At 59.9% G+C, this 22,388-nt stretch carries 25 protein-coding genes; 18 read left to right on the top strand and 7 right to left on the bottom strand.

Annotation, left to right across the window (positions count from 1 at the left end):
* Positions 1 to 49: 49 nt before the first annotated feature.
* Together ICA15_RS05025 and olsB are read right to left on the bottom strand one after the other, a co-directional pair.
* Positions 50 to 844 (bottom strand): lysophospholipid acyltransferase family protein, encoded by a 795-nt coding sequence (locus ICA15_RS05025; protein ID WP_150604899.1) that lies wholly within the window; start codon positions 842 to 844, stop codon positions 50 to 52.
* On the bottom strand, positions 844 to 1,599 hold the full coding sequence (gene olsB / locus ICA15_RS05020; protein ID WP_210553796.1) for an L-ornithine N(alpha)-acyltransferase: 756 nt from the start codon (positions 1,597 to 1,599) through the stop codon (positions 844 to 846). The genes ICA15_RS05025 and olsB overlap by 1 nt, the downstream gene beginning before the upstream one ends.
* Before the next feature lie 153 nt (positions 1,600 to 1,752).
* Here olsB and ICA15_RS05015 point away from each other — a divergent pair, with 153 nt between their 5' ends.
* The 5 genes from ICA15_RS05015 to ICA15_RS04995 all read left to right on the top strand — a co-directional run bounded on the left by ICA15_RS05015 (position 1,753) and on the right by ICA15_RS04995 (position 6,060).
* Positions 1,753 to 2,631: an acyl-CoA dehydrogenase family protein gene (locus tag ICA15_RS05015; protein WP_210553795.1), complete on the top strand. Its 879-nt coding sequence runs from the start codon at positions 1,753 to 1,755 to the stop codon at positions 2,629 to 2,631.
* 180 nt (positions 2,632 to 2,811) lie between these two features.
* The gene (locus tag ICA15_RS05010; protein WP_210553794.1) at positions 2,812 to 3,885 is read left to right on the top strand and encodes a serine hydrolase domain-containing protein; all 1,074 of its coding nucleotides are present in this window, start codon (positions 2,812 to 2,814) and stop codon (positions 3,883 to 3,885) included.
* Positions 3,882 to 4,178 carry an amidase gene (locus ICA15_RS05005; protein ID WP_210553793.1) on the top strand — a complete coding sequence of 99 codons (297 nt, stop codon included), beginning with the start codon at positions 3,882 to 3,884 and terminating at the stop codon, positions 4,176 to 4,178. Before ICA15_RS05010 ends, ICA15_RS05005 begins: the two co-directional genes overlap by 4 nt.
* Before the next feature lie 132 nt (positions 4,179 to 4,310).
* Positions 4,311 to 4,901: a YceI family protein gene (locus ICA15_RS05000; protein WP_210553792.1), complete on the top strand. Its 591-nt coding sequence runs from the start codon at positions 4,311 to 4,313 to the stop codon at positions 4,899 to 4,901.
* Position 4,902: 1 nt separating this feature from the next.
* Complete coding sequence (locus ICA15_RS04995; RefSeq protein WP_150604893.1) at positions 4,903 to 6,060, top strand: phospholipase D-like domain-containing protein; 1,158 nt, start codon at positions 4,903 to 4,905, stop codon at positions 6,058 to 6,060.
* 130 nt (positions 6,061 to 6,190) lie between these two features.
* Here ICA15_RS04995 and bglX read toward each other — a convergent pair whose 3' ends face one another.
* Complete coding sequence (gene bglX / locus ICA15_RS04990) at positions 6,191 to 8,482, bottom strand: beta-glucosidase BglX (protein ID WP_210553791.1); 2,292 nt, start codon at positions 8,480 to 8,482, stop codon at positions 6,191 to 6,193.
* Between the two features lie 260 nt (positions 8,483 to 8,742).
* Between bglX and ICA15_RS04985 the strand changes: the two genes are divergently transcribed.
* The 9 genes from ICA15_RS04985 (at position 8,743) to ICA15_RS04945 (ending at position 15,257) form a co-directional block, all read left to right on the top strand.
* Positions 8,743 to 9,351, top strand: coding sequence for a LemA family protein (locus tag ICA15_RS04985; RefSeq protein ID WP_115147656.1), 609 nt, complete (start codon positions 8,743 to 8,745; stop codon positions 9,349 to 9,351).
* 116 nt (positions 9,352 to 9,467) lie between these two features.
* Positions 9,468 to 10,223, top strand: a complete 756-nt coding sequence (locus ICA15_RS04980) for a TPM domain-containing protein (protein WP_210553790.1) — start codon at positions 9,468 to 9,470, stop codon at positions 10,221 to 10,223.
* Between the two features lie 33 nt (positions 10,224 to 10,256).
* Positions 10,257 to 10,874 (top strand): TPM domain-containing protein, encoded by a 618-nt coding sequence (locus tag ICA15_RS04975; RefSeq protein ID WP_210553789.1) that lies wholly within the window; start codon positions 10,257 to 10,259, stop codon positions 10,872 to 10,874.
* Positions 10,875 to 11,039: 165 nt separating this feature from the next.
* Complete coding sequence (locus ICA15_RS04970; protein WP_210553788.1) at positions 11,040 to 12,272, top strand: class I SAM-dependent methyltransferase; 1,233 nt, start codon at positions 11,040 to 11,042, stop codon at positions 12,270 to 12,272.
* A gap of 232 nt (positions 12,273 to 12,504) precedes the next feature.
* On the top strand, positions 12,505 to 13,086 hold the full coding sequence (locus tag ICA15_RS04965) for a DJ-1/PfpI family protein (RefSeq protein ID WP_150617634.1): 582 nt from the start codon (positions 12,505 to 12,507) through the stop codon (positions 13,084 to 13,086).
* 13 nt (positions 13,087 to 13,099) lie between these two features.
* A complete protein-coding gene (locus tag ICA15_RS04960) occupies positions 13,100 to 13,405 on the top strand; it encodes a ribbon-helix-helix domain-containing protein (protein ID WP_150603087.1) in 306 nt (101 codons plus the stop codon).
* Positions 13,406 to 13,597: 192 nt separating this feature from the next.
* A complete protein-coding gene (locus ICA15_RS04955; RefSeq protein ID WP_150603086.1) occupies positions 13,598 to 13,942 on the top strand; it encodes a YegP family protein in 345 nt (114 codons plus the stop codon).
* A gap of 149 nt (positions 13,943 to 14,091) precedes the next feature.
* A complete protein-coding gene (locus ICA15_RS04950; RefSeq protein ID WP_210553787.1) occupies positions 14,092 to 14,736 on the top strand; it encodes a hypothetical protein in 645 nt (214 codons plus the stop codon).
* Positions 14,736 to 15,257 carry a hypothetical protein gene (locus tag ICA15_RS04945; protein ID WP_150603084.1) on the top strand — a complete coding sequence of 174 codons (522 nt, stop codon included), beginning with the start codon at positions 14,736 to 14,738 and terminating at the stop codon, positions 15,255 to 15,257. The genes ICA15_RS04950 and ICA15_RS04945 overlap by 1 nt, the downstream gene beginning before the upstream one ends.
* Positions 15,258 to 15,307: 50 nt before the next feature.
* Here the strand turns inward: ICA15_RS04945 and ICA15_RS04940 are convergent, their stop codons facing one another.
* Both ICA15_RS04940 and ICA15_RS04935 read right to left on the bottom strand, forming a co-directional pair.
* The gene (locus ICA15_RS04940) at positions 15,308 to 16,189 is read right to left on the bottom strand and encodes a dihydrodipicolinate synthase family protein (protein WP_210553786.1); all 882 of its coding nucleotides are present in this window, start codon (positions 16,187 to 16,189) and stop codon (positions 15,308 to 15,310) included.
* A 23-nt stretch (positions 16,190 to 16,212) separates the two neighbouring features.
* Positions 16,213 to 16,995 carry an aldolase gene (locus ICA15_RS04935; RefSeq protein WP_210553785.1) on the bottom strand — a complete coding sequence of 261 codons (783 nt, stop codon included), beginning with the start codon at positions 16,993 to 16,995 and terminating at the stop codon, positions 16,213 to 16,215.
* Between the two features lie 106 nt (positions 16,996 to 17,101).
* Here ICA15_RS04935 and ICA15_RS04930 point away from each other — a divergent pair, with 106 nt between their 5' ends.
* Entirely contained in the window at positions 17,102 to 17,644 is a 543-nt protein-coding gene (locus ICA15_RS04930) for a helix-turn-helix domain-containing protein (protein ID WP_150603081.1), read from the top strand.
* Positions 17,645 to 17,731: 87 nt separating this feature from the next.
* Here ICA15_RS04930 and ICA15_RS04925 read toward each other — a convergent pair whose 3' ends face one another.
* A complete protein-coding gene (locus tag ICA15_RS04925; protein ID WP_210553784.1) occupies positions 17,732 to 18,751 on the bottom strand; it encodes a DUF4917 family protein in 1,020 nt (339 codons plus the stop codon).
* Positions 18,752 to 18,905: 154 nt separating this feature from the next.
* Between ICA15_RS04925 and yiaY the strand changes: the two genes are divergently transcribed.
* Positions 18,906 to 20,054 (top strand): L-threonine dehydrogenase, encoded by a 1,149-nt coding sequence (yiaY, locus tag ICA15_RS04920; protein ID WP_210553783.1) that lies wholly within the window; start codon positions 18,906 to 18,908, stop codon positions 20,052 to 20,054.
* An 87-nt stretch (positions 20,055 to 20,141) separates the two neighbouring features.
* Here yiaY and ICA15_RS04915 read toward each other — a convergent pair whose 3' ends face one another.
* Positions 20,142 to 20,627, bottom strand: coding sequence for a DMT family transporter (locus tag ICA15_RS04915; RefSeq protein WP_210553782.1), 486 nt, complete (start codon positions 20,625 to 20,627; stop codon positions 20,142 to 20,144).
* Positions 20,628 to 20,704: 77 nt separating this feature from the next.
* On the opposite strand from ICA15_RS04915, the gene ICA15_RS04910 reads away from it, so the two are divergent.
* Both ICA15_RS04910 and ICA15_RS04905 read left to right on the top strand, forming a co-directional pair.
* Positions 20,705 to 21,616, top strand: coding sequence for a LysR substrate-binding domain-containing protein (locus tag ICA15_RS04910; protein ID WP_210553781.1), 912 nt, complete (start codon positions 20,705 to 20,707; stop codon positions 21,614 to 21,616).
* A gap of 21 nt (positions 21,617 to 21,637) precedes the next feature.
* Positions 21,638 to 22,357, top strand: a complete 720-nt coding sequence (locus tag ICA15_RS04905) for a hypothetical protein (RefSeq protein ID WP_210553780.1) — start codon at positions 21,638 to 21,640, stop codon at positions 22,355 to 22,357.
* Positions 22,358 to 22,388 lie beyond the last annotated feature (31 nt).

The following is a 22,388-nucleotide window of genomic DNA, read 5'->3' as shown; positions in this document are numbered from 1 at the left end:
CTACAGGGGATCGGTGTAGGAGCTGCCGCAGGCTGCGATCTTTTGATTTTCAGGCGGCGATCAGCTCGCCTGCACGACGCGGTTCGGCGGGTTTCGCCACCTCGCCAAACAACACCTTCTGCACCGCCTGCTGCGCTTCAAACGCCAGTGCCGCACGCTCCCGTCCCTCGCAGGCGATCGGCTTGAGCAGGTGCACTTCGACATCGCCGCAATCATTGCTGAACAGACGCATCAGGTGCGACAACAAATCATCGTCACCAATGAACGGCGCCAACGTATCGACTTCGCCGTCACGCAGATAACGGATCGCCACCGGTTGCAGCATCACCTCTGAATCAATCGCCGCTGACAGCAAGCGACCGTGAAAGGTACGCAGTGATCGGCCATCGGTGGTGGTGCCTTCCGGGAACATCAGCAGTGAATGATCGGTTTGCAGGTGCCGGGTCATCTGTTTGCGGATCAACTGGCTATCGCCCGAGCCACGACGGATAAACAGGCTGCCAGCCTTGGCCGCGAGCCAACCCGCGACCGGCCAGGTACGCACTTCAGCCTTGGACAGAAACGACAGCGGTGTGAGCATGCCCAGCAGCGGAATATCGGTCCACGACACATGGTTGCTGACCCACAACATCGGCTGCTTTGGCAGTTCACCGTGGACGGTCATGCGAAAGGGCAGGGCATTGCTCAAACGCGCCATGAAAAACCGCGACCAGCGCTGACGACGTTCCATCGAGTGCGCCAGGCCAATCCTTTCAAATACACCGAACAGACTGGCCATGGTCAATCCCAGCGACACCACCAGCAGCACTCGCGCGATCCGCGCGTACACCCGCAACCGGCTCATCACACGGCCGCCTTGAAGTGCTTGGCGTAGCGCGGGCAGAGTTCGTCGCGCTTGAGCAGGATGAACACGTCGGCGACCTGGAAGTCTTCGTCCCAGCACGGCTCGCCGCAGATCTTCGCGCCAAGGCGCATATAAGCCTTGAGCAGCGGCGGCATTTCGGCGATCACGTTAGATGGAATGTCGAGGCTCGGCAGCGGTTTTTTTGGCTCGGCACGCAAGTTTTCGGTGCACAGATAACGTTCGCGCAGACGCTGCATGATCGCGTGGGCCTGCACGCCACCGTCCTGCATCGGGATGCTCGCGCAACCCATCAGATAGCTGTAGCCGCCCTCGTTCAATACTTCGGCCAACTCACCCCACAGCACTGCAATCGTCCCGCCGTTACGGTAGGCCGGGTCGACGCAGGTGCGGCCGATTTCCAGGATCGGGCCTTGCAGATGGGCGAGGCCATGCAGGCTGAATTCTTCCTCGCTGTAGAACTTGCCAAGGCTGCTGGCGGCGGTGTGATCGAGCAACCGCGTGGTCGCCACCAAGCGACCAGTGTTCAGGTCACGCACGCCGATGTGGCTGCAGTGAACATCATAATCATCCATGTCCAGACCCAGTTCAGCGCCTTTCAGCTTGGCGTTGAATTCGCCGCTGAAGACGCTGAATCGCAAGGCCTGGGCTTGCTGCAAAGCCTGCGCGCCGATCAGGCGTTCGGCTTGCAGGCGGCGTTCATTGCCGGTGTCGCTGATGCGGGCGATCTGAGTCATTTGAATCTCCGTACGGGCCTTGAACCCGTCGTGGGTTGCAGCCGATCGACTTTCTTTATGCAGCCGTGTTGTGCAAAGTCAGGCTATGTAGCCCCGGTGTCATCGCCATGAACCTTTGGTGATGCTTATATGACAGCCCACAAGGAGCCTCTTATGCCCTGGCCAGATCTGTTGCAAAGCCGTGAACGATTGCCCGCCGTTGCTGACCTGACCGAGGGTTTTGCGACGTTGTTGCAACAGTTGGGCAACGTCACGCCGTTCGAATTGGCGGTGGCGGGCGGGCGGCGGATGGCGACGCCAGGGCTGGCGTTTCTGGTCGGTTATCAAGCGGCATTGCGCATGTTGTGGCCGAGCGCACCGCTGAGCCTCGGCGCGTTGTGTGCGACCGAACAGCGCAGCTTGCGTCCGGCCGACATGCAGACGCGGCTGACGGATTTGCGCTTGAGTGGCGCCAAGGATTTCGTCACGGCCGGCGATGCGGCGGACTGGTTGCTGATCGCCGCACGCAGTGAAGAAGCCGGCGCAACGCCGCGCCTGAGTCTGGCGGTGGTGTATCCCGGCGAGCCCGGTGTGAGGGTGGAAAAACTGCCGGCTCTGCCGCTGATACCCGACATCAGCCATGGCCGGCTGCATCTCGATGGCGCTCTGTGCGAGTTGCTCGCAGGGGATGGCTGGGATGCTTACGTCAAACCGTTTCGCACGCTGGAAGATGTCTATGTGCTGAGCGCTATGACCGCCTGGTTGTACGGCGTCGGGCAGGACAGCGACTGGCCGCAGACGCTGCAACTGCGCTTGCTGGCGCTGCTGGCCGGGTGTGCGGAGATGAGCCGGCAGGCGCCGAACAATCCGGCGGGGCATGTATTGTTGGCTGGGTTGTTTGCGCAGCTTGATGCGCTCAAAACCGAGATTGACCAGGCGTTGAGCGAAGGTGATCCGGAATGGGCGCAGATGTGGCGGCGCGATCAGGCGGTGATGCAGTTGGCCTCCGGTGCCAGAGCAAAGCGCCTGGCCAAGGCTTTGGCGGTGATTTGACGGTCCCCATCGCTGGCAAGCCAGCTCCCACAGGTTTTTGTGATTGCCACAGATTGTCTGTTCACCATTGACCCTGTGGGAGCTGGCTTGCCAGCGATGACGGCCTGATGAACAGTCAAGATCTCCAATTTGTCATGAACTCCGACTACCCTCACCAGGTTCTCCCCAAGAGCCCTCACCATGTTCAAAGGCCTGTCGCTGTTTGTGCTGCTGATCAGCTTCACCGTTCAGGCCGAATCATGGCCCGGCGAACAATGGCCGGTTGGTCCGCAGATCACAGCGGTTGAAGATCTTCAGGCTTACGCCTTCCCACCCCGCGACGACACCACCCGCCAGGGCATTCGCACCGATGCCTTGTTGATCGTCCGCGACGGCCAGATCATCTACGAACGCTACGCCGGCCCGACTGACGCGCAAACCCCACACCTGACCTGGTCGATCAGCAAAAGCCTGATGGCCACGTTACTCGGCGTCGCCTACGGTGAAGGCCTGTTCAAGCTCGATGATCCAGCCGTGAAGTTCTACCCGGCGCTGGAAAAACACCCGGCGATCACTATTGCCGATCTGCTGCACTGGGCCTCGGGGATCGACTGGCAGGAAGACTATGAATACGCCCCGCTGAAATCCTCGGTGGTGGCGATGCTCTATACCCGTGGCCATCGTGACATGGCCGCGTTCACCGCCAATCACGACACTTACGCGCCGCCGGGACAGGCCTTCCGCTATTCCAGCGGCGACAGCAATCTGCTGGCAGCAGCGTTGAAATCCATCGTCGGCCCGCAGCGTTATCCCGACTATCCATGGACTGCTCTGTTCGAGCCTTTGGGCATTCGCAGCGCGGTGTGGGAGACGGATGCGAGCGGCACGTTTGTCGCGTCGTCTTACGCCTATCTCACCGCGCGGGATCTGGCGCGTGTCGGTTTGTTGATGGCCCGCGACGGACGCTGGAATGATCGGCAATTGCTGCCCAAGGAATGGCTCACCTTCAACCTGCAACCCTTCGCCGGTTACAAGGCCCATCAGGACGAAGCCGTGCCTGGCGGCCAGTGGTGGCTCAACCGCCCGGCGGATGGCGCGCCATCGCCCTGGCCCGACGCACCGCCCGATACCTTCGCCGCGCTGGGGCATTGGGGCCAGGCGCTGTACGTCATCCCCAGCGAAAAACTGGTGATCGTGCGCTACGCCGATGACCGCGATGGCAGTTACCGCCACAACGAACTGCTCAAGCGTGTGCTTGCGGCGGTGCGGCCTTGAAGCGGTTCTTGCTGGTATTGCTCGTCGTGCTGCTCGGCTGGATCGGCTATGAGCGCGAGAACCTCTGGGCCTTCCCGGACATCATCAGCGCCTACACAGCGAAGGAATATTGTTCGTGCCGCTACGTCATGAACAACAACGTCGAATATTGCCGCGGCTATGTGAAGCAGTGGCTGCCGACCAGCGGCTTCAGCGATGACGCCGCCAGCAAAACCATCACCGTCAGCGGCATGGGCCGCAGCAATAGCGCCCAGTGGCTGGGCGAACGCCAAGGCTGCCGCCTCAATCCCTGAAACACACCATTGCCCTGCAAACGGAAAACTCTGTAGGAGCTGCCGCAGGCTGCGATCTTTTGATCTTCGATTTGCAATCACGCCCCAGCCAGTTAATGTTCGGCTCAGGTTTATCGCCCCCACGAGTCCGCAATGTTCAACCGCTCCCTCTACAAAACCCTGTCCGGCCTGCTGCTGGCCGCCGCTGCGCTACCAGCGCAGGCCAATTGGTATCTGGACGGCGAGTCGTCACGGCTTTCGTTTGTCAGCACGAAAAACGCCCATATCTCCGAAGTGCAGCGCTTTCTGGTGCTGCATGGCAAGGTCGACCCCAACGGTCGCGCCGAGGTCGAGGTCGAGATGGATTCGATCAACAGCGGCATCCCGCTGCGTGACGAGCGCATGCGCAAGGAGCTGTTCCAGATCGAGCAGTTTCCCGACGCGACCATCACCACCCAGATCGACCTGCGCCCGATCAACGATCTGGCCCCCGGTGCGCAACTGGAATTGCGTCTGCCGCTGACCGTCAATCTGCATGGCAAGCAACACGAATACCCGGCCGAGCTGCTGGCGACGCGTCTGGATGATCGACGCTTTCAGGTGGTGACACTGGAGCCAGTGGTGATCAATGCCGAGGATTTCGATCTCGCCCCAGGGCTGGAAAGCCTGCGCAAGTTGGCCGATTTGTCGGCCATCAGCCTGTCGGTGCCGGTGGGTGCGGTGCTGATTTTCACGGCGCGCTGACATGCGCGGCGCGATCTTCCCTTGGCGTGACGGCAACCGTTTTGAACTGTTGATCGACGGCCCGCAATTCTTCCCGCGCATGCTTGAGCAGATTGCCAGCGCCCAGGAGCAGATCGAACTTGAGCTGTACCTGGTCGAGGCTGGCGCCTGTGCCGAGACCATCGTGCAAGCGCTGGTGCTGGCCGCCGAACGCGGTGTGCGTGTGCGTTGCCTATTCGATGATTACGGCAGCCTCGCGTTTACCCTGAACCTGCGTAAACGCTTGACCCACGCCGGGGTTGAGCTGCGCTTTTACAATCGCCTGCACTGGCGGCGTTGGGTCGGCAATTTCTATCGTGACCACCGCAAACTGCTGCTGGTTGATCAGCGGCTGGCGGTGGTTGGCGGCACGGGTGTCACCGATGAGTTCTGGACCCCGGGGCACGACACCAGCGAGTGGCACGAAGTGATGGTCGAAATCAGCGGCCCGCTGGTGCTCGACTGGCAGCTATTGTTCGACCGCCAGTGGATCGCCAACCGCCATCGCCGTGCCTGGAAGCCATCCGCGCATGTCGGCTTGCCGCGTCTGCCCAAGGTGCCGGACATGGGCGAGGGCATGGGCCGCGTGGCTTACGCCGACGCCCGCCAGCATCGCGACATTCTGCAATCACTGTTTCGCGCGCTGAACAGCGGGCAAAAACGTATCTGGATGGCCACGCCGTACTTCCTGCCGACCTGGAACATCCGCCGCTCGCTGCGCAAGGCCGCTGCCCGAGGTGTCGACGTGCGCCTGCTGTTGACCGGGCCGCGCACCGATCACCCGTCCGTGCGCTACGCCGGGCATCGCTACTACCCGCGACTGCTCAAGGCCGGCGTGCAGATCTACGAATACCAGCCGTGCTTCCTGCACCTGAAAATGGTGCTGGTGGACGATTGGGTGAGCATCGGTTCGTGCAACTTCGATCACTGGAATTTGCGCTTCAATCTGGAGGCGAATCTTGAGGCGCTCGATCCGTCGTTGACGGCAGCGGTGGTGGCGAGCTTCGAGAAGGATTTCGGCTTGAGTCAGCGCGTGAGTCTGGAGGAGTGGCAGAGGCGGCCGTTGTGGCGGCGGGTGAAACAGAGGATTTGGGGGTGGGTAGATCGGTTGGTGGTCAACATGCTCGACAGACGCGGCTAGCAGCCACCGCACAAAACCAATGTAGGAGTGAGCCTGCTCGCGATAGCGGTGTGTCATTCAGCTAAATCAACGCTGACTGACACACCGCTATCGCGAGCAGGCTCACTCCTACAAGGTATTGCGTTGTTTGTTACAGCAGTTCGAAGCTCTGCTGCTTCACATCCTGAGAATCCAGGCCGATCTGCACGTTGAACTTGCCGGGCTCGGCCGCGTATTTGAGTTGGGCGTTGTAGAACTTCAGCTCCTCCTCGGTGATGGTGAAGTGCACGACTTTCTGTTCGCCGGCCTTAAGCATGATTTTCTGGAAGTTCTTCAGTTCTTTCACCGGGCGAATCATCGAACCGGTGACGTCCTGAATGTACAGCTGCACCACGGTTTCACCGTCGCGCTTGCCGGTGTTCTTCACCATGACACTGGCGTCGAGCTTGCCGGTGGCGTTCAGGGTGGTCGAGGACAGGGCCATGTCGCTCAGGCTGAAATCGGTGTAGCTCAAACCGTAACCGAACGGGAACAGCGGGCCCGTCGTGTCATCGAAATACTGCGAGGTGTAGTTGCCCGGCTTGCCCGGTGTGAACGGCCGGCCAATGCTCAGGTGGTTGTAGTAGGTCGGAATCTGCCCAACGGAACGCGGGAAGGTCACCGGCAGTTTGCCCGACGGGTTGTAGTCGCCGAACAGCACGTCGGCGATGGCGTTGCCACCCTCGGTGCCGCTGAACCAGGTTTCCAGAATCGCGTCGGCCGACTGGTTCTCTTCGAGAATGGTCAGCGGACGGCCGTTCATCAACACCAGCACCAGCGGTTTGCCGGTCGCCTTCAGGGCGCGGATCAACTCGCGCTGTGTTTGCGGGATGTTCAGGTCGGTACGGCTGGACGATTCGTGGGACATGCCACGGGATTCGCCTACCGCTGCGACGATCACGTCAGCATCCTTGGCGGCTTTCACCGCTTCGTCGATCAGCACGTTGGCCGGGCGCGGATCATCAACCACTTCCGGCGCATCGAAGTTGAGGAAGTTCAGGTAATCGAGCACCTTCTTGTCGCTGGTGATGTTCGCGCCACGGGCGTAGATCAGGTTCGATTTGTCGCCTATAAGGGCGTTCATGCCGTCGAACAGGGTCACCGATTGCGTCGGACGACCGGCGGCAGCCCAACTGCCCATCATGTCGATCGGCGCCTTGGCCAGCGGGCCGACCAGGGCGATTTTTGCAGTCTTCTTCAGTGGCAGGGTTTCGTTCTGGTTCTTCAGCAGCACCAGGCTGCGACGCGCAACGTCGCGGGCCTCGGCGCGGTGCAGGCGGCTCTCGGCGTAAGTGTCGGCCGGATCATCTTCTGCCTTGCCGATGCGCAGGTACGGGTCCTTGAACAGGCCCATGTCGTACTTGGCCGCAAGGACTTCACGCACAGCGTTGTCGATGTGTTTCTGTTCGATCTCGCCGGATTTGAGCAGCCCTGGCAGCTCTTTGCCGTACAGGGTGTCGTTCATGCTCATGTCGATGCCGGCCTTGATCGCCAGTTTCGCCGCTTCACGACCGTCGCGCGCCACACCGTGCTTGATCAGTTCAAAGATCGCGCCATGGTCACTGACCGCCAGGCCCTTGAAGCCCCAATCCCTGCGCAACAGATCGTTCATCAGCCAGGTGTCGGCGGTGGCCGGAATGCCGTTGATCGAGTTCAACGCCACCATCACACCACCGGCGCCGGCATCGATCGCGGCGCGGTACGGCGGCAGGTAATCCTGGTACATCTTCACCGGGCTCATGTCGACGGTGTTGTAGTCGCGACCGCCCTCGACCGCGCCGTACAAGGCAAAGTGCTTGACGCTGGCCATGATGCTGTCGGCCGTTTTCGGGGCATCGCCCTGATAGGCCTTGACCATGACTTTGGCGATGCGCGAAGTGAGGTAGGTGTCTTCACCGAAACCTTCGGAGCTACGACCCCAGCGCGGGTCGCGGGAGATGTCGACCATCGGCGCGAAGGTGAGGTCGAGGCTGTCAGCAGCGGCCTCTTTGGCGGCAACGCGCCCGGAGCGACCGATGGCGTCCATGTCCCAGCTCGAAGCCAGGGCCAGCGGAATCGGGAAAATCGTACGGTGACCGTGGATCACGTCGTACGCGAAAAACATCGGAATCTTCAGGCGACTGCGCATGGCAGCGTCCTGCATCGGACGGTTTTCCGCGCGGGTGATCGAGTTGAACGTGCCGCCGATGTTGCCGGTGGCGATCTCCTTGCGGATCAGCTCGCGGGGCATTTCCGGGCCAATGCTGATCAGGCGCAACTGGCCGATCTTTTCGTCGAGGGTCATTTGCTTCATCAGGTTGCTGATGAAGGCGTCCTTGTTTTCCAGAGGTACCGAGGTCTCAGCGGCCAATACTTGATGACTGGCCAGACTGACGAACAGGCCCAGCAAACACAGCTTCTTCATGAATGTTTTTCTCAAGGGCACAAACGGCAATGCAATGCCGGCCAGCCAAAATTTAGGGAGCGACTATTGTTGTTCGGGTGCGGGCGCAAAAACGCCAAGCCAAAAAAACACCGTTGACCGCAGGCAGTTCGACCGCGCAGGCACTTTTTAGCCCATTGACCGGTCGCAATCCAGTGGCGCGGCCGATTATGCCCCAACCGCTGGCTGAGAAGGTTTCGCGCTCGGCTTTTTAATGAAATGTGTCAGGGAGCATCACTGCAATGAATGTAAGTCCAACCTATCGCTCGCGTTTGCAGGTCGCCACATTGTTGATGCTGGCGACGTTGCTGACCGCGTGTGGCATCAACAACATCCCGACCCTCGACGAACAGGCCAAGGCCGCGTGGGGGCAGGTGCAGAACCAGTACCAGCGTCGCGCCGACCTGATCCCCAATCTGGTGGAAACGGTGAAGGGCTATGCCGCCCACGAAAAGGAAACCCTGACCGCGGTGATCGAAGCCCGGGCGAAAGCCACGTCGATTCAGGTTGATGCCAGTACCCTCGACAATCCCGAGAAGCTCAAGCAGTACCAGCAGGCGCAGGATCAGTTGAGCGGCGCGTTGAGCCGTTTGATGGTGGTGTCCGAGCGTTATCCGGATCTGAAGGCCAATCAGAACTTCCTCGCCCTGCAATCGCAGCTCGAAGGCACGGAAAACCGCATCGCCGTGGCGCGACGCGATTTCATTCTGGCGGTGCAGAAGTACAACACCGAGATCCGCACTTTTCCCGGTCGGCTCTGGCATAGCGTGATGTACAGCGACCTGCCGATGCGCGAAACCTTCGAAGCCACCACGCCCGGTGCGGAAAAGGCTCCGGAAGTGAAGTTCTAAACAATCCTGTGTAGGAGCCGCCGCAGGCTGCGATCTTTTGATCTTGTTTTTAAAGATCAGGATCAAAGGATCGCAGCCTGCGGCAGCTCCTACAGGGAGATCGTTGGGGGGTATGCATGCGTGTGTTGAAAATAGGCCTGGTGCTGATGCTGTGGCTGTTCGCCGTCAGCGCCCGGGCCGAGTTGACGTTCCCGGCGCTGAGCGGGCGAGTGGTGGACCAGGCGCAGATGATCGAGCCATCGGTGCGCGCGCAATTGAGCCAACAGTTGCAGGCCCACGAACAGGCAACCGGCGAGCAATTGGTCGTGGTCACGTTGCCCGATCTGCAAGGCACCACCATCGAGGATTATGGCGTCCAGCTCGGTCGCCACTGGGGCATCGGGCAAAAGGACAAGAACAACGGCGCGCTGCTGATCGTCGCCCGTGACGAGCGCAAATTGCGCATCGAAGTCGGTTATGGCCTGGAAGACCGGCTGACCGATGCGCAAACCTCGGTGATCATCCATCAAGTCATCACGCCCGCGTTCAAGACCGGTAATTTCAGCAAAGGCATCAGCGATGGTGTGGCGGCGATGCTGGTTGTGCTGGGCGGCAATCCGCTGGACGAACCGTCGACGGTGTATGAGTCCAGCGGGGACCCGCAGAGCGATTTCATCTCGCGGCATCCGACGTTGTTCGTTTTTCTGGTGATGTTGTTCATCCTGACGGTGTTTGTCTGCCAGATGCTCGGTATCCTGCCCACCGGCCGTGGCGGCTCCGGTGGCGGGGGCGGTTTTGGCGGTGGCGGCGGATTTGGTGGCGGCGGTGGCGGTGGGGGCTTCAGCGGCGGCGGGGGCAGTTTCGGCGGCGGTGGTTCGTCCGGCGGCTGGTGACATTAAAAGAATAATGAGCAGGCACTTTTTGACATGGCATTACTGACTGAACACGAACAACGCAAAGTCGCCGAGGCGATTGCACGGGTCGAGCGCGACACCGATGCCGAACTGGTGACAGTGCTGGCGGCTCGCGCCGATGACTACGCGTACATCCCGCTGTTGTGGGCCAGCCTGCTGGCGCTGGTGGTGCCGGGCGTCGTGCATTACCTGACCGGCTGGCTGACCCTGCGCAGCCTGCTGCTGGTGCAGTGGGGCCTGTTCATTGTGCTGTGCCTGCTGTTTCGCCTGCCGAAGATCACCACACATCTGGTGCCACGCCGTGTACGCCACTGGCGCGCATCGAACCTGGCGCGGCGACAGTTTCTCGAACAGAACCTGCATCACACCGTGGGCAGCACCGGCATGCTTATTTTCGTCTGCGAGGCCGAGCGCTACGTGGAGATTCTGGTGGATGAGGGGATTTCGAAGCGGTTGGGCAATGAAAGCTGGGATGTGATTGTCGCGGCGTTTACCGAGCAGGTACGGCAGGGGCGCACGCTAGAGGGGTTTGTCACTTGTATCGAGGCATGTGGGGAGTTGTTGAAGGTGCATGTGCCGGTGACGCAGGTACGTAATGAATTGCCCAATCGGTTGGTCGTCCTAGGCTGATTTTCCCGGACTCAGCAACTCCTTGTGGCGAGGGGATAAATCCCCTCGCCACAGGGTTCGGTGTCATGGATTGTGCCGTTCGGTAAATAAGAGCGTGTCCCCAACCCCCCATCCCCCCTAAAATGCCCGCCATTCCCGATTCGCCCCGCCCGAGGCCGCTTGTTCATGTCCGTTACCACCCCTTCCGCGCCATCTGCCAAACCCGCGCCGGACCACCACGCCCAGTTCATCGAGTTGCTGCAAACCAGCCTCGAGCAGAACGGTTTCATCAAACTGGTGCTGGCCAAATACGTCGGTGAAGAAGCGGACTTGCAGCGCGTCATCATCAAACCGGTGACCGTCAAGGCTCAGCCCTGCCTGTCGTTCGTGTATCGCTACAAAACCCGCGACATTACCAAGAACCTGCCGCTCGAAGACGGCGTGCAGGCGATCGCAGCGCTACTGCCGGCCTCGTTCAAAAATGCGCATTTGCTGGCGCTGACTGACGAAGCACAGCTGGAATACAGCAAAAAGGGCAAGAGTTCGCTGTTCAAGAGCAAACCTCAGCAATTGCGTGAAGCGCCGTCGGCCGAGCACAACCGCGAGAAAAACCGGTTTCTGGACCTGAACCGGCCGTTTCTCAAGGATCTGGGCGTGACCAACGCGCAGCACGAGCTGATCCCGGCGATGTCACGCAAGTGGAAGCAGATCAACAAGTTCATCGAAGTCTTCAGCCATGCCCTGACATCGTCACCGCTGGCGCTGGCGCTGGACAAACCGGTGCGGGTCGCGGATTTCGGTTCGGGCAAGGGCTACCTGACGTTCGCCATTCATGACTACCTGCGCAATACCTTGAAGGCCGAGGGCGAAGTCACTGGCGTCGAGCTGCGTGAAGAAATGGTCAGCCTGTGCAACGCCGCGGCGGCAAAACTGGATCATCCGGGCCTGGAGTTCAAATGCGGTGACGTGCGAAGCGTGGCGCCGAGCGAACTGGACGTGATGATCGCCCTGCATGCCTGCGACATTGCTACTGACTACGCGATCCACACCGGCATCCGTTCGGGCGCGTCGATCATCATGTGCTCGCCGTGCTGCCACAAACAGATCCGCCTGCAGATCCAGAGCCCGGCGCTGCTCAAGCCGATGCTGCAATACGGTTTGCACCTCGGTCAGCAGGCGGAAATGATCACTGACAGCCTGCGCGCGCTGTTCCTTGAAGCCTGTGGTTACGAGACCAAAGTGTTCGAGTTCATCTCGCTGGATCACACCAACAAGAACAAGATGATTCTGGCAGTGAAACGCGCCGAGCCGGTGGACCCGGCTCAGCTGTTAGTGAAAATCCAGGAGTTGAAGGCGTTCTACAACATCAGCGAGCACTGCCTGGAAACCTTGCTGCGCGCTGACGGCTTTCTCTCCTGACCCACGACTGAACGCCTGTATCGACCTGCATCCCTATAGGAGCTGCGGCACGCTGCGATCTTTTGATCTTGTTTTTAAAAGACAAAGTCAAAAGATCGCAGCCTTCGGCAGCTCCTACAGGTGTCCGTGTACGAGTGCCTGGCGCGTCAGGCGTAGTAGCCGGTTGTTACCCGCCCCGACAGATAAGGTCTACCTTCAATACTCCCAAGCATTTCCCAGAGGAGTCCTCCCCATGGCCGCAAAAAAAATCCTGATGCTGGTCGGCGATTACGTCGAAGACTACGAAGTGATGGTGCCGTTCCAGGCCCTGCAAATGGTCGGGCACACTGTCCACGCGGTCTGCCCGGATAAAGCCGCTGGCCAGACCGTGCGCACCGCGATCCATGACTTCGAAGGCGACCAGACCTACAGCGAAAAACCCGGTCACCTGTTCGCGCTGAATTTCGATTTCGCCAAGGCCAGCGAGGCCGATTACGACGCGCTGGTGATCCCCGGCGGTCGTGCCCCGGAATACCTGCGTCTGAACGAAAAAGTCCTCGATCTGGTGCGTGCCTTCGACAAGTCCGGCAAACCGATTGCAGCGGTCTGCCATGGCGCGCAGTTGCTGGCAGCGGCGGGCATTCTTGAGGGGCGCGAGTGCAGCGCCTATCCGGCTTGCGCGCCTGAGGTCCGACTGGCGGGCGGTACGTACATCGACATTCCAGTGACCGACGGCCACGTGCAAGGCAATCTGGCGACTGCTCCGGCGTGGCCGGCGCATCCGAACTGGCTGGCCGGTTTCCTCGGTTTGCTGGGCACCCAAATCACCCTGTAACGAGGTTTCGTCCATGTGCGAGCTCTACGTCAAGGCCGACCCGATCCTCTATGAATCGCGCTCTCGCTCGCTGCGTATTTGCGGGGTGGTGACGACGTTGCGTCTGGAGAATCAGTTCTGGGACATCCTCGGCGAAATCGCCGAGATCGACGGCATGACCACCAATCAACTGATCGCCAAGCTGTATGAAGAGGTGATGGATTACCGCGGCGAGGTGGTCAATTTTGCTTCGTTCTTGCGGGTGAGTTGTACGCGGTATCTGAGTCAGCGGCGGGTGGCTGCTCCCGAATTGTCGGTGGTGCGGGCGGTGGTGAAATAACTCATACCGAGTCGCTGCTATCGCTGGCAAGCCAGCTCCCACAGGTTCTGTGTGCTGTACAAAGGTTTTGTGAACGACCCGGACTCTGTGGGAGCTGGCTTGCCAGCGATGGCGTCAGTACAGGCGACAGAAGTCTGAGGTTGGTCTTTACTCTGAAGCGCGAAACCTCTCAACCGCCAAGGAGAAACGAGCATGTCCGGATGGTACGAAGTGAGTAAAAGCAGCAACGGCCAGTTCAGGTTTGTGCTGAAAGCAGCCAACGCCGAAACCATTCTCACCAGCGAGCTCTACACCACCCGCGCGGCAGCCGACAGCGGCATTGCGTCCGTGCAGACCAACAGCCCGCTGGATGAGCGCTATGAGAAAAAGTCCACCAAGGATGGTCATCCGTACTTCAATCTCAAAGCTGCCAATCATCAGGTGATCGGCAGCAGCGAGGCCTACTCCTCGGATGCGGCGTGTGACAAAGGCATCGCCAGCGTCAAGGCCAACGGCCCGACGAAAACCATCAAGGACAAGACCCTGCCAGTCCTCTGAACAGCGTTGGTTTCAGTCGTCAAAGCAATGGCGACTGATTTCTGGCAATGTGCCACTATCTCGTTTATTCTCCGTGACCCATCCATGGAGGGCGGCGTTACTGACTCTTTCGTGGACTTCTGAATTTTTACGCGAGAGTTTGTTCTTCGATGATCCGTTTACTCGCTGTCTTGACAGCGCTGCTCTGCCTGAGCGGCTGCTACAGCATGTCCCCGACCCATATTGACGATGAACTGAGCCCGACCGCCGATTCCGGCGTGGCCTATGTAGTGGGCGTGGTCGGCATCTGGCCTGAGGCGAAATACGGCGCTCATGAACAAATGCTGATGATCCGCAAACGCGGCAGCGATGACTTCGCCACCGCGCGCCTTCACAACGAGTTTTACGCTCGTACCGCGCGGGACGTGCGCGAGACCGGTCACGGCATCGGCACGTTGTTTGTCATGCCGCTCAAACCCGGACGCTACGAGATTTACAACGTGCGCTTCGATCAGGGCCAGTCGGTGAGCTGGAGCCGTGAAGACTTCACCGTCGGTCTGCAACTGGAGGCTGGCAAGGCTTATTACATCGGCGACTTTCGCGCCGGCTGCCTGATCGGCCGAAGTACGTCGTGCCTGTTCCTGCACAGCGATCATCTGGAGCGCGACGCGGCGCTTGTTCGCGCCAAGTACCCGCAAGTGCCGGGTCTGCAACGTCTGGATATGCCTAATCTGTACACGGCCACGCCGTTCATTCGCGAAGAGAACGGCACCAGTGCCTCGGTCTATAAAGCAATGCTGTCAGGGAAACTCTAATGCGCATCAAGCTTCTGTTTCTGGGATTGCTCCTGTTGCTCGGCGGCTGCCAGGTAACCCATAGCCTCAAGACTCCCGAAGTTGACTACAACCAGCAACTGCCGGGAATCAACGTCGAAGTCGTCGGCATGCCGAGCTGGATGTTGCGCGACGATCTGCGTCGGCGCGGCACCTTTGACGAGGTCAAGGCCGGTCGCAGCGTGGATGGCTACAACCTGCTGGTGATCGCCAATAGTGATGTCGGCGGGATGCAGCCGCAGATGTTGCTGAGTGCCTTTACGATGTTTCTGGTTCCGGTGCCGGTGAGCTGGGACAGCACGGTGGTTTTCAGTCTCAGCCACGGCAAGGAAATTCTGGGTGTGTACACCGTGCACAACCACAGTGAATCCTGGCGCGGTGTCTTCAATGCCTCGGGCGGGCAGTTCGAACACCTGCAATTGGTCACTGACACGTTTATCGCGCAGATCCTCAAGGATCAGCCCTTCCAGCGCGAAGCGATGAAACACGCCGCCAGTTTGTAACCCGCGACCATGAAAAATCCCGCCCGGAGTGATCCTGGCGGGATTTTTATTTAGCGCAAAACGTGGAGCAAGCCGTTGAGTTGAGTCCTTGCGGTGTCACTCAGTGGAAATACCGGCAAGCGCGGATCGCCCACCTCAAGCCCTGTCTGACGCAGTCCGGCCTTGATCGTCGCTGGCAAACCACCTTTGAGAATGAAGTCCAGCAGTGGCAACTGGCGATAGAACAGCGCCCGCGCCTTTTCCAGATCACCCGCCAGTGCAGCCGCGTACAAGTCCAGGTTCAACTGCGGAATCAGGTTCGGCGCCGCTGTGCACCAGCCTTTCGCCCCGGCGGCGAAGGCTTCCAGCGCCAGCGGGTTGCAGCCGTTGTAGAACGGCACCTGACCCTCGCCGAGCAATTGCAGCTTATGCATGCGCTGGATGTCGCCGGTGCTCTCCTTGACCATGGTCACGTTTTCCACGGCATTGACGATGCGCAGAATCAAGTCGACCGACATGTCGGTGCCGCTGGTGGCCGGGTTGTTGTAGAGCATGATCGGCACGCCGATGCTGTCGCCAATGGCGCGGTAGTGCGCGAGGATTTCCGCTTCAGTGAGCTTCCAGTACGACGTCGGCAGCACCATCACCACATCGGCGCCGTGAGCCTCGGCAAAACGCGCCCGACGCACAGCTTTGGCGGTGGTCAGGTCGGACACGCTGACGATGGTCGGCACGCGTTTGGCCACGTGTTTGATGCTGAACTCGGCAACCTGATCCCACTCGGCATCGCTCAGGTAAGCGCCTTCGCCGGTGCTGCCCAGCGGGGCGATGGCGTGGACGCCACTGTCGATCAAGCGATCGATCGATTGACCCAGCGCCGGCAAATCCAGCCCTTCGCCGTTGGCGCCGAACGGGGTGATGGTGTAGCCGATGATGCCGTGAATATTGGACATGGGGGTGTCTCCGTAAAAAGGTTTCAGTTCAGGCAATCGGCGTGTTGGCGCAGGTTCTGCCGGGCGTAATAGTTGAAAGCGGCGGCGTGGCGCTTGGGTTTCGACACCCAGTCATGCGCCTCGCGACCCAGCGCCGGAGTGATCGGTTTGATCGTCCCGGCCGCCATCGCCAGCAGTTGCAGCTTTGCCGCGCGTTCGATCAGTTGCGCGATGACACACGCTTCTTCAATCGTGCTCCCGCTCGACAGCTGACCATGGTGCGAAAGCAGGATCGCGCGTTTGTCGCCCAGTGCGCCGGCAATCAGTTCGCCTTCTTCATTGCCCACCGGCACACCTGGCCAGCCTTCAAGAAACGCGCAGTCGTCGTACAGCGGGCACAGGTCCATGTGCGAAATCTCAAGCGGTACTTCCAGCATCGACAGCGCGGCAACGTGCGTCGGGTGGGTGTGGATGATGCAGTTCACATCGGGCCGGGCGCGATAAACCCAGCTGTGAAAACGGTTGGCCGGGTTGGCCATGCCGTGGCCTTCAAGGACTTCCAGGTCTTCGTTGACCAGCAGTAGGTTGCTCGCGGTGATTTCGTCGAAACCCAGGCCCAGTTGTTGAGTGTAATAGGTGCCCGGCTGCGGGCCACGGGCGGTGATTTGCCCGGCCAGGCCGGAGTCGTGACCGCTTTCAAACAGGATCCGGCAGGTCAGGGCCAGCTTTTGCCGGTCTGTCCACGTATTATCCGCCAGGGTGTTTTGCATCTGGGTCAGCGCTTGCTTGACCAGTTGCTCTTTGGGTAGTGCTAATGTCTTGGCCATGCCTGTGTCCTTTGGGTGATTGCAAATGACACGAAAGAGGCTATATGACACAAAGTGTCATATGCAAGCACAAATCGTCGCTTCCTTGATGGAATTACCGCAGCGCATGTCTATCCGTTTGAAATTATTGAGAAAAAAACTTGGCGTAACCCTTGAGGCGCTGGCCGAAAAATCCGGCATGACCAAGAGTTATCTGTCGAAAGTCGAGCGCGGGCTGAACACCCCGTCGATTGCTGCCGCGTTGAAACTGGCCAAGGCGCTGAATGTGAAAGTCGAGGAATTGTTCTCCGAAGACAACGTCAGCCTCGACAACTACAGCCTGGTACGCAGCCACGAGCGCCAGTCACTGGCGGCCAATGATCAGAGCCCGGGTTATGCGGTGCTGGCGCATCAGGTCAGCGAGCGCAACCTGCTGCCGTTCATCATCTACCCGCCGAGCGAGTTCACCGACAAGACCTTCAAAGAGCATTTGGGCGAAGAGTTTCTGTTCGTCCACGAAGGGCAGGTTGAAGTGGATTTCATGAACGAACGAGTGCTGCTGGAACGCGGGGATGCGTTGCACTTCAATGCGCAGAAACCGCATCGGATTCGCTCGGTAGGCGAGGTGCAGGCGCAGTTGCTGGTGGTGGTGCACAGCTCAGAAGAATGAACCGAAAATCAAAAGATCGCAGCCTGCGGCAGCTCCTAAACAGATCAATGTAGGAGCTGCCGCAGGCTGCGATCTTTTGATCTTGCTTCAAACCTCGACCGGCACCGACAACTTCGGACTGCCCAGCGCATGCGTCTTCGCATCGAAAAACCGCAACTGCGCCCCCGTCCCCTCAAACACCTTCGCGTAGTGGCGCTTCTGATGCTGAATGAACGCCGCGCTGCGCGGATAAATCGAGATCGCCACAACCGCAGGCTTCGCCAGGCGCAATGCCCGCACGATGTGGTTGTCCTGCTCGCCCAAGGCATGGCCGAAGATGCACAGGCTGTCGCTGTGGCCCAGTAACTGCTCGTAGCAGAACGACAGATAATCCGAGCTGCGAATGGTCTTGAGCTTGTCGGCGCTCGGTCCTTCGGTGACGAACAGCGGCACGTCATCCAGCGTCTTGATCGTGTTGTTGATCGCAAAGCTGCCGAGCAGGGTGCCCTCGGTCGAGGTCAGTTTGCGCGCGGTGCCATCCTGATTGCGTACCAGATGCAGGCCGCCGTGCAGGTACAGCACACGCGGTTTGGACGTAGCGGTTTCGCTGATATCGAAACTCGCGTTGGCGCCATTGAACAGATCGTCGATGGCCTCGCTGCGATGCTGGATCGCCCAATAGTTGAGCAAATCGTAATTGGTGGTGAACACCGTGCGATAGCGCGCCAGTTCTTCATTCAGCGTGGTCAGCGTTGAGGTTTGAACCAGCCGCCACGGAATGTGAATGGCGTGCACGGTGTTGATCAGCGCTTCCTTGATCGCGTAGTAGCGGTTACGCGGTGCGGCCGAGCTGACGGCCAACGCCTTGTTCACCCGGCTGGTGGTTTTCAGTGCGCTGAGGACCTGCTCGAAGCTGTGCGTCTGCATGGCGTCGAACACCGCCAGCTCCGACGCGCTCATGGGCTTTTCTTCCACGGTGCGGGCGTTTTCGAACAGCGAGTCGTAACCGAAGTCGTCCCAAACGGCCCGGCTGGCGCCGTTGCCCACCAGCAAACCGTTGAAGTCGGTTGCGGCGCGCAGGGTGTTCCAGTCTTCGAGGGTGGCGTCGACATCCAGAAAATCGCTCATTACTTGGCACATCTCAAAACATAGGGGCTGATGGACGGCGACTTTATCACGAGCGGACATTGAGCCAGATCAACATACGCCGTGACCGATCGGTCGATCCTGTGTGTATCCGTCGGATCGCAGTTGTCGATTCGGCCCAGTCAGGAGAAACACGATGAGCAGCACCTTCTTCATTCCGGCGGTCAACATCATGGGCAATGGATGCCTCGACGAAGCCATGGTCGCGATCCGCAACTACGGTTTTCGCAAGGCGCTGATCGTCACCGATGTGGGGCTGGCCAAGGCTGGCGTGGCGGCCATGGTGGCCGAGAAACTGGCGATGCAGGACATCGATTCAGTGATTTTCGACGGTGCCAAACCGAACCCGAGCATCGCCAATGTCGAGTGCGGTCTGGGCCTGCTCAAGGAAAGTCACTGTGATTTCGTGGTGTCGCTGGGCGGCGGGTCGCCCCACGACTGCGCCAAGGGTATCGCGCTGTGTGCGACCAATGGCGGGCAGATTCGCGATTACGAAGGCGTTGATCAATCGAGCAAGCCGCAACTGCCGCTGATCGCCATCAACACCACCGCCGGCACCGCCAGCGAGATGACCCGTTTCTGCATCATCACCGACGAATCGCGTCACGTGAAAATGGCCATCGTCGACCGCAACGTCACGCCGCTGTTGTCGGTCAACGATCCGGCGCTGATGGTCGCGATGCCGAAAAGCCTGACCGCCGCCACCGGCATGGATGCCCTGACCCACGCGATCGAAGCCTACGTCTCGACCGCCGCCAACCCGATCACTGATACCTGCGCGCTGAAGGCCATGACCCTGATCAGCAACAACCTGCGCCTGGCCGTGCGCGACGGCAGCGATCTCGCCGCACGGGAGAACATGGCCTACGCGCAGTTCCTCGCCGGCATGGCGTTCAACAATGCCTCGCTGGGCTACGTGCACGCGATGGCGCACCAGTTGGGCGGTTACTACGACTTGCCTCATGGTGTCTGCAACGCTGTGCTGCTTCCGCATGTGCAGACGTTCAATGCGCTGGTGTGTGCCGACCGGCTCACCGATGTCGCCCACGCCATGGGTGCCGATGTTCACGGTTTGAGCCCGGAAGAGGGCGCGCAGGCGGCGATTACTGCGATCCGTTGCCTGGCCAGAGACGTCGAAATTCCCGGCGGCTTGCGGGATCTGGGTGCGAAACTTTCCGACATTCCGATCCTCGCCACCAACGCTTTGAAAGACGCTTGCGGGCTGACCAATCCACGCGCGGCGGATCAGCGGCAGATCGAGGAGATTTTCCGCAACGCATTTTGAGTTCGGGCGAAGATCAACAGATCGCAGCCTTCGGCAGCTCCTACACCGGTCCCATGTAGGAGCTGCCGAAGGCTGCGATCTTTTGCTTTACTGCGGTGACAAAACCCTCACTGTCGAATCCCCCAACTGAATCAATACCACCCCCGCAATCAGCAGCACCGCGCCAAATACTCGCGGCATTGTCAGCTGTTTTTCCACCAACCCAAACAGCCCGAAGTGATCCAGCACCATCGAGGCAATGACCTGTCCGGCCAACGCCAGCGCGACAAATCCCGACGCACCGAGTCTGGGCAAAAGCATCACCGCCAGCGCCACAAAGCACACGCCGAACGCGCCACCGGCCCATATCCACAAGGGCGCCTTGCTGATGAACGCCACTGACGGCAACGGCAAGCGCAACGCCAGAATCACCGACAACAGCACCAACACACTCACCAGCAGCGAGGCCAATGTTGCCCACAACGGATGTCCCAGCCCTCGCGCCAGATTGCTATTGATCGCACTTTGAAACGGCACCACTGCGCCGGCGAAAGCGGCCAAGGCGAGCAAACCGGCCCACTGCAACGTACTCATGATCATCCTCCAACAGGTTTTGCTGGACTCTAGGCTATTCGCCGCGCAGATTTAAATTCCGTTTTGTCATCCAGAACATGCATCAGATGAATGATCTTCGTCGTATTGACCTCAATCTTTTGGTGATCCTCGACGCCTTGCTCAGCGAGCAACACGTCACCCGCGCCGCCGAGCGCCTGCACCTCAGCCAACCGGCGGTCAGCCATGCGCTGGCGCGGTTGCGTGACTTGCTTGGTGACCCATTGCTGGTGCGCGCAGGCTCTGGCCTTGTGCCCACCGCGCGGGCCCTGGAACTGATCGCGCCATTGGCCGAAGCGCTGGCCCAGGTGCAGTCGCTGCTGGCTCCCAATACCTTTGATCCGGCGAGTGCGCACCGCACCTTTCGCGTGGCGATGTCCGACTACGGGGCGGCGATAATCCTGCCCACGCTGATCCGCACCCTGCGCCGCGAAGCGCCGGGCATCGACTTGCAAATCAGCCACGCCAGTCGCGAAGGCATGCTGGAAGGGGTACTCAACGGCGATATCGACGTGGCCGCCGGCGTGTTCCCGGAAATGCCCAACGAATTGCGCAGCACGCTACTGTTTGAAGAGCGCTACGTGTGCCTGCTGGATCGCGCCAGCTTGCCTGCCGACGGCGTTCTGGATCTGCCGACCTACCTGTCCCGCCCGCATGTATTGCTGGAAATGCGTGGCAGCGGCACGCCGGAAATCGAACGCGCGTTAACGTCACTGCGTGAACGCCGTCGCGTAGCCATCAGCCTGCCGCACTGGAACGTCGCGCCACAGTTCATCAGCGGCACGGATCTGATTCTCACAGTGTCGTCGCGGGGGCTGCGGGATATTGACCAGCGCGAACTTGTCGTCGTGCCGCCGCCATTCGAGATTCCGCCATTCACGTTTGTGCTGGCGTGGCATAAGCGCCGGGGCGGCGATCAGGCGTTGAATTGGTTGAATCGCAGGATTGAGGAGGGGATAGTGCGCGGCTGAAACGATATCAAGGAGCGGGAAGTGACAGTGAAGTCTGGATTGATCGGGTGTGTGGTGTTGGGCGGGTGGTTGATGGCGGGGCAGGTGTTTGCGGCTTGCACGCCGCCAGCGGTTGCGGGGGAGGATGTCTCTGCCTGCAAGGATTGGCCGGCCTACCCGGGGCTGACCATCAGCGCCTCGACGCGGTTTGAGCCCGGCACTACCGAGGCGCTAGGTACCCACGATCTGGACGTGTCCGTGTTGCAGGATGGCCAACCGACTCCGGTGGCGACTTATCACCAGGCCGCCGCTTTCGTAATGGATGGCGTCCACTTGAAGGATCTGACGCTCGACACGGCGCGCTACAAACTCGCTCCCGAACTTCGAGCCTTTGGTGTCCGCGCAAAGCTCGCTAACGGCTCTCGTCTCAATCCCGTGGAGGAACATCAACTGTCGCTCTACGTGAAGGAGGGCGAGACGTTGCGTCCTGTCCTGCGTCAGTTGGTGGTTTATGAGTATGGTGGCGAGTGGGATGACAACTGCGCTGGACAGCGTTTTGAAATTTCAAGAACCGTAGATATCGCTAAAACGAGCTCCAACGGCTATGCAGATTTAATCGTCAAAACCCAGGAAAAAAGCACGACAAGTATGGTTGAAGGCGACGCTTGTGAAGACAAGACGACTGTACGCAAACCGGTTTTGACAACATTGCATTACGACGGAAAGACTTACGTCCTGCCGCCAGGTTTCAAGGGTCTTTGATTGACCCGCCACACACGACTCTTATCAAGGA

This window comes from Pseudomonas sp. P116, from assembly GCF_020149425.1.
Classification (GTDB): domain Bacteria; phylum Pseudomonadota; class Gammaproteobacteria; order Pseudomonadales; family Pseudomonadaceae; genus Aquipseudomonas; species Aquipseudomonas anatoliensis.
The sequence above is the reverse complement of the archived record's forward strand: the minus strand, read 5'-3'. Positions and strand labels throughout refer to the sequence as shown.

Excerpts from the sequence above, each read along its gene's own strand:
- ICA15_RS04930 (WP_150603081.1), top strand. The coding sequence starts at position 17,102 with ATGTCTATCCGTTTGAAATTATTGAGAAAAAAACTTGGCGTAACCCTT.
- ICA15_RS05025 (WP_150604899.1), bottom strand. The coding sequence starts at position 844 with ATGAGCCGGTTGCGGGTGTACGCGCGGATCGCGCGAGTGCTGCTGGTG.
- ICA15_RS04945 (WP_150603084.1), top strand. The coding sequence starts at position 14,736 with ATGCGCATCAAGCTTCTGTTTCTGGGATTGCTCCTGTTGCTCGGCGGC.
- ICA15_RS04960 (WP_150603087.1), top strand. The coding sequence starts at position 13,100 with ATGTGCGAGCTCTACGTCAAGGCCGACCCGATCCTCTATGAATCGCGC.
- ICA15_RS05000 (WP_210553792.1), top strand. The coding sequence starts at position 4,311 with ATGTTCAACCGCTCCCTCTACAAAACCCTGTCCGGCCTGCTGCTGGCC.
- ICA15_RS04975 (WP_210553789.1), top strand. The coding sequence starts at position 10,257 with ATGGCATTACTGACTGAACACGAACAACGCAAAGTCGCCGAGGCGATT.
- ICA15_RS04980 (WP_210553790.1), top strand. The coding sequence starts at position 9,468 with ATGCGTGTGTTGAAAATAGGCCTGGTGCTGATGCTGTGGCTGTTCGCC.
- ICA15_RS04910 (WP_210553781.1), top strand. The coding sequence starts at position 20,705 with ATGCATCAGATGAATGATCTTCGTCGTATTGACCTCAATCTTTTGGTG.
- olsB (WP_210553796.1), bottom strand. The coding sequence starts at position 1,599 with ATGACTCAGATCGCCCGCATCAGCGACACCGGCAATGAACGCCGCCTG.
- ICA15_RS04970 (WP_210553788.1), top strand. The coding sequence starts at position 11,040 with ATGTCCGTTACCACCCCTTCCGCGCCATCTGCCAAACCCGCGCCGGAC.
- yiaY (WP_210553783.1), top strand. The coding sequence starts at position 18,906 with ATGAGCAGCACCTTCTTCATTCCGGCGGTCAACATCATGGGCAATGGA.
- ICA15_RS04985 (WP_115147656.1), top strand. The coding sequence starts at position 8,743 with ATGAATGTAAGTCCAACCTATCGCTCGCGTTTGCAGGTCGCCACATTG.
- ICA15_RS04925 (WP_210553784.1), bottom strand. The coding sequence starts at position 18,751 with ATGAGCGATTTTCTGGATGTCGACGCCACCCTCGAAGACTGGAACACC.
- ICA15_RS04940 (WP_210553786.1), bottom strand. The coding sequence starts at position 16,189 with ATGTCCAATATTCACGGCATCATCGGCTACACCATCACCCCGTTCGGC.
- ICA15_RS04995 (WP_150604893.1), top strand. The coding sequence starts at position 4,903 with ATGCGCGGCGCGATCTTCCCTTGGCGTGACGGCAACCGTTTTGAACTG.
- ICA15_RS05015 (WP_210553795.1), top strand. The coding sequence starts at position 1,753 with ATGCCCTGGCCAGATCTGTTGCAAAGCCGTGAACGATTGCCCGCCGTT.
- ICA15_RS04965 (WP_150617634.1), top strand. The coding sequence starts at position 12,505 with ATGGCCGCAAAAAAAATCCTGATGCTGGTCGGCGATTACGTCGAAGAC.
- ICA15_RS05010 (WP_210553794.1), top strand. The coding sequence starts at position 2,812 with ATGTTCAAAGGCCTGTCGCTGTTTGTGCTGCTGATCAGCTTCACCGTT.
- ICA15_RS04915 (WP_210553782.1), bottom strand. The coding sequence starts at position 20,627 with ATGAGTACGTTGCAGTGGGCCGGTTTGCTCGCCTTGGCCGCTTTCGCC.
- bglX (WP_210553791.1), bottom strand. The coding sequence starts at position 8,482 with ATGAAGAAGCTGTGTTTGCTGGGCCTGTTCGTCAGTCTGGCCAGTCAT.
- ICA15_RS04950 (WP_210553787.1), top strand. The coding sequence starts at position 14,092 with ATGATCCGTTTACTCGCTGTCTTGACAGCGCTGCTCTGCCTGAGCGGC.
- ICA15_RS04955 (WP_150603086.1), top strand. The coding sequence starts at position 13,598 with ATGTCCGGATGGTACGAAGTGAGTAAAAGCAGCAACGGCCAGTTCAGG.
- ICA15_RS04935 (WP_210553785.1), bottom strand. The coding sequence starts at position 16,995 with ATGGCCAAGACATTAGCACTACCCAAAGAGCAACTGGTCAAGCAAGCG.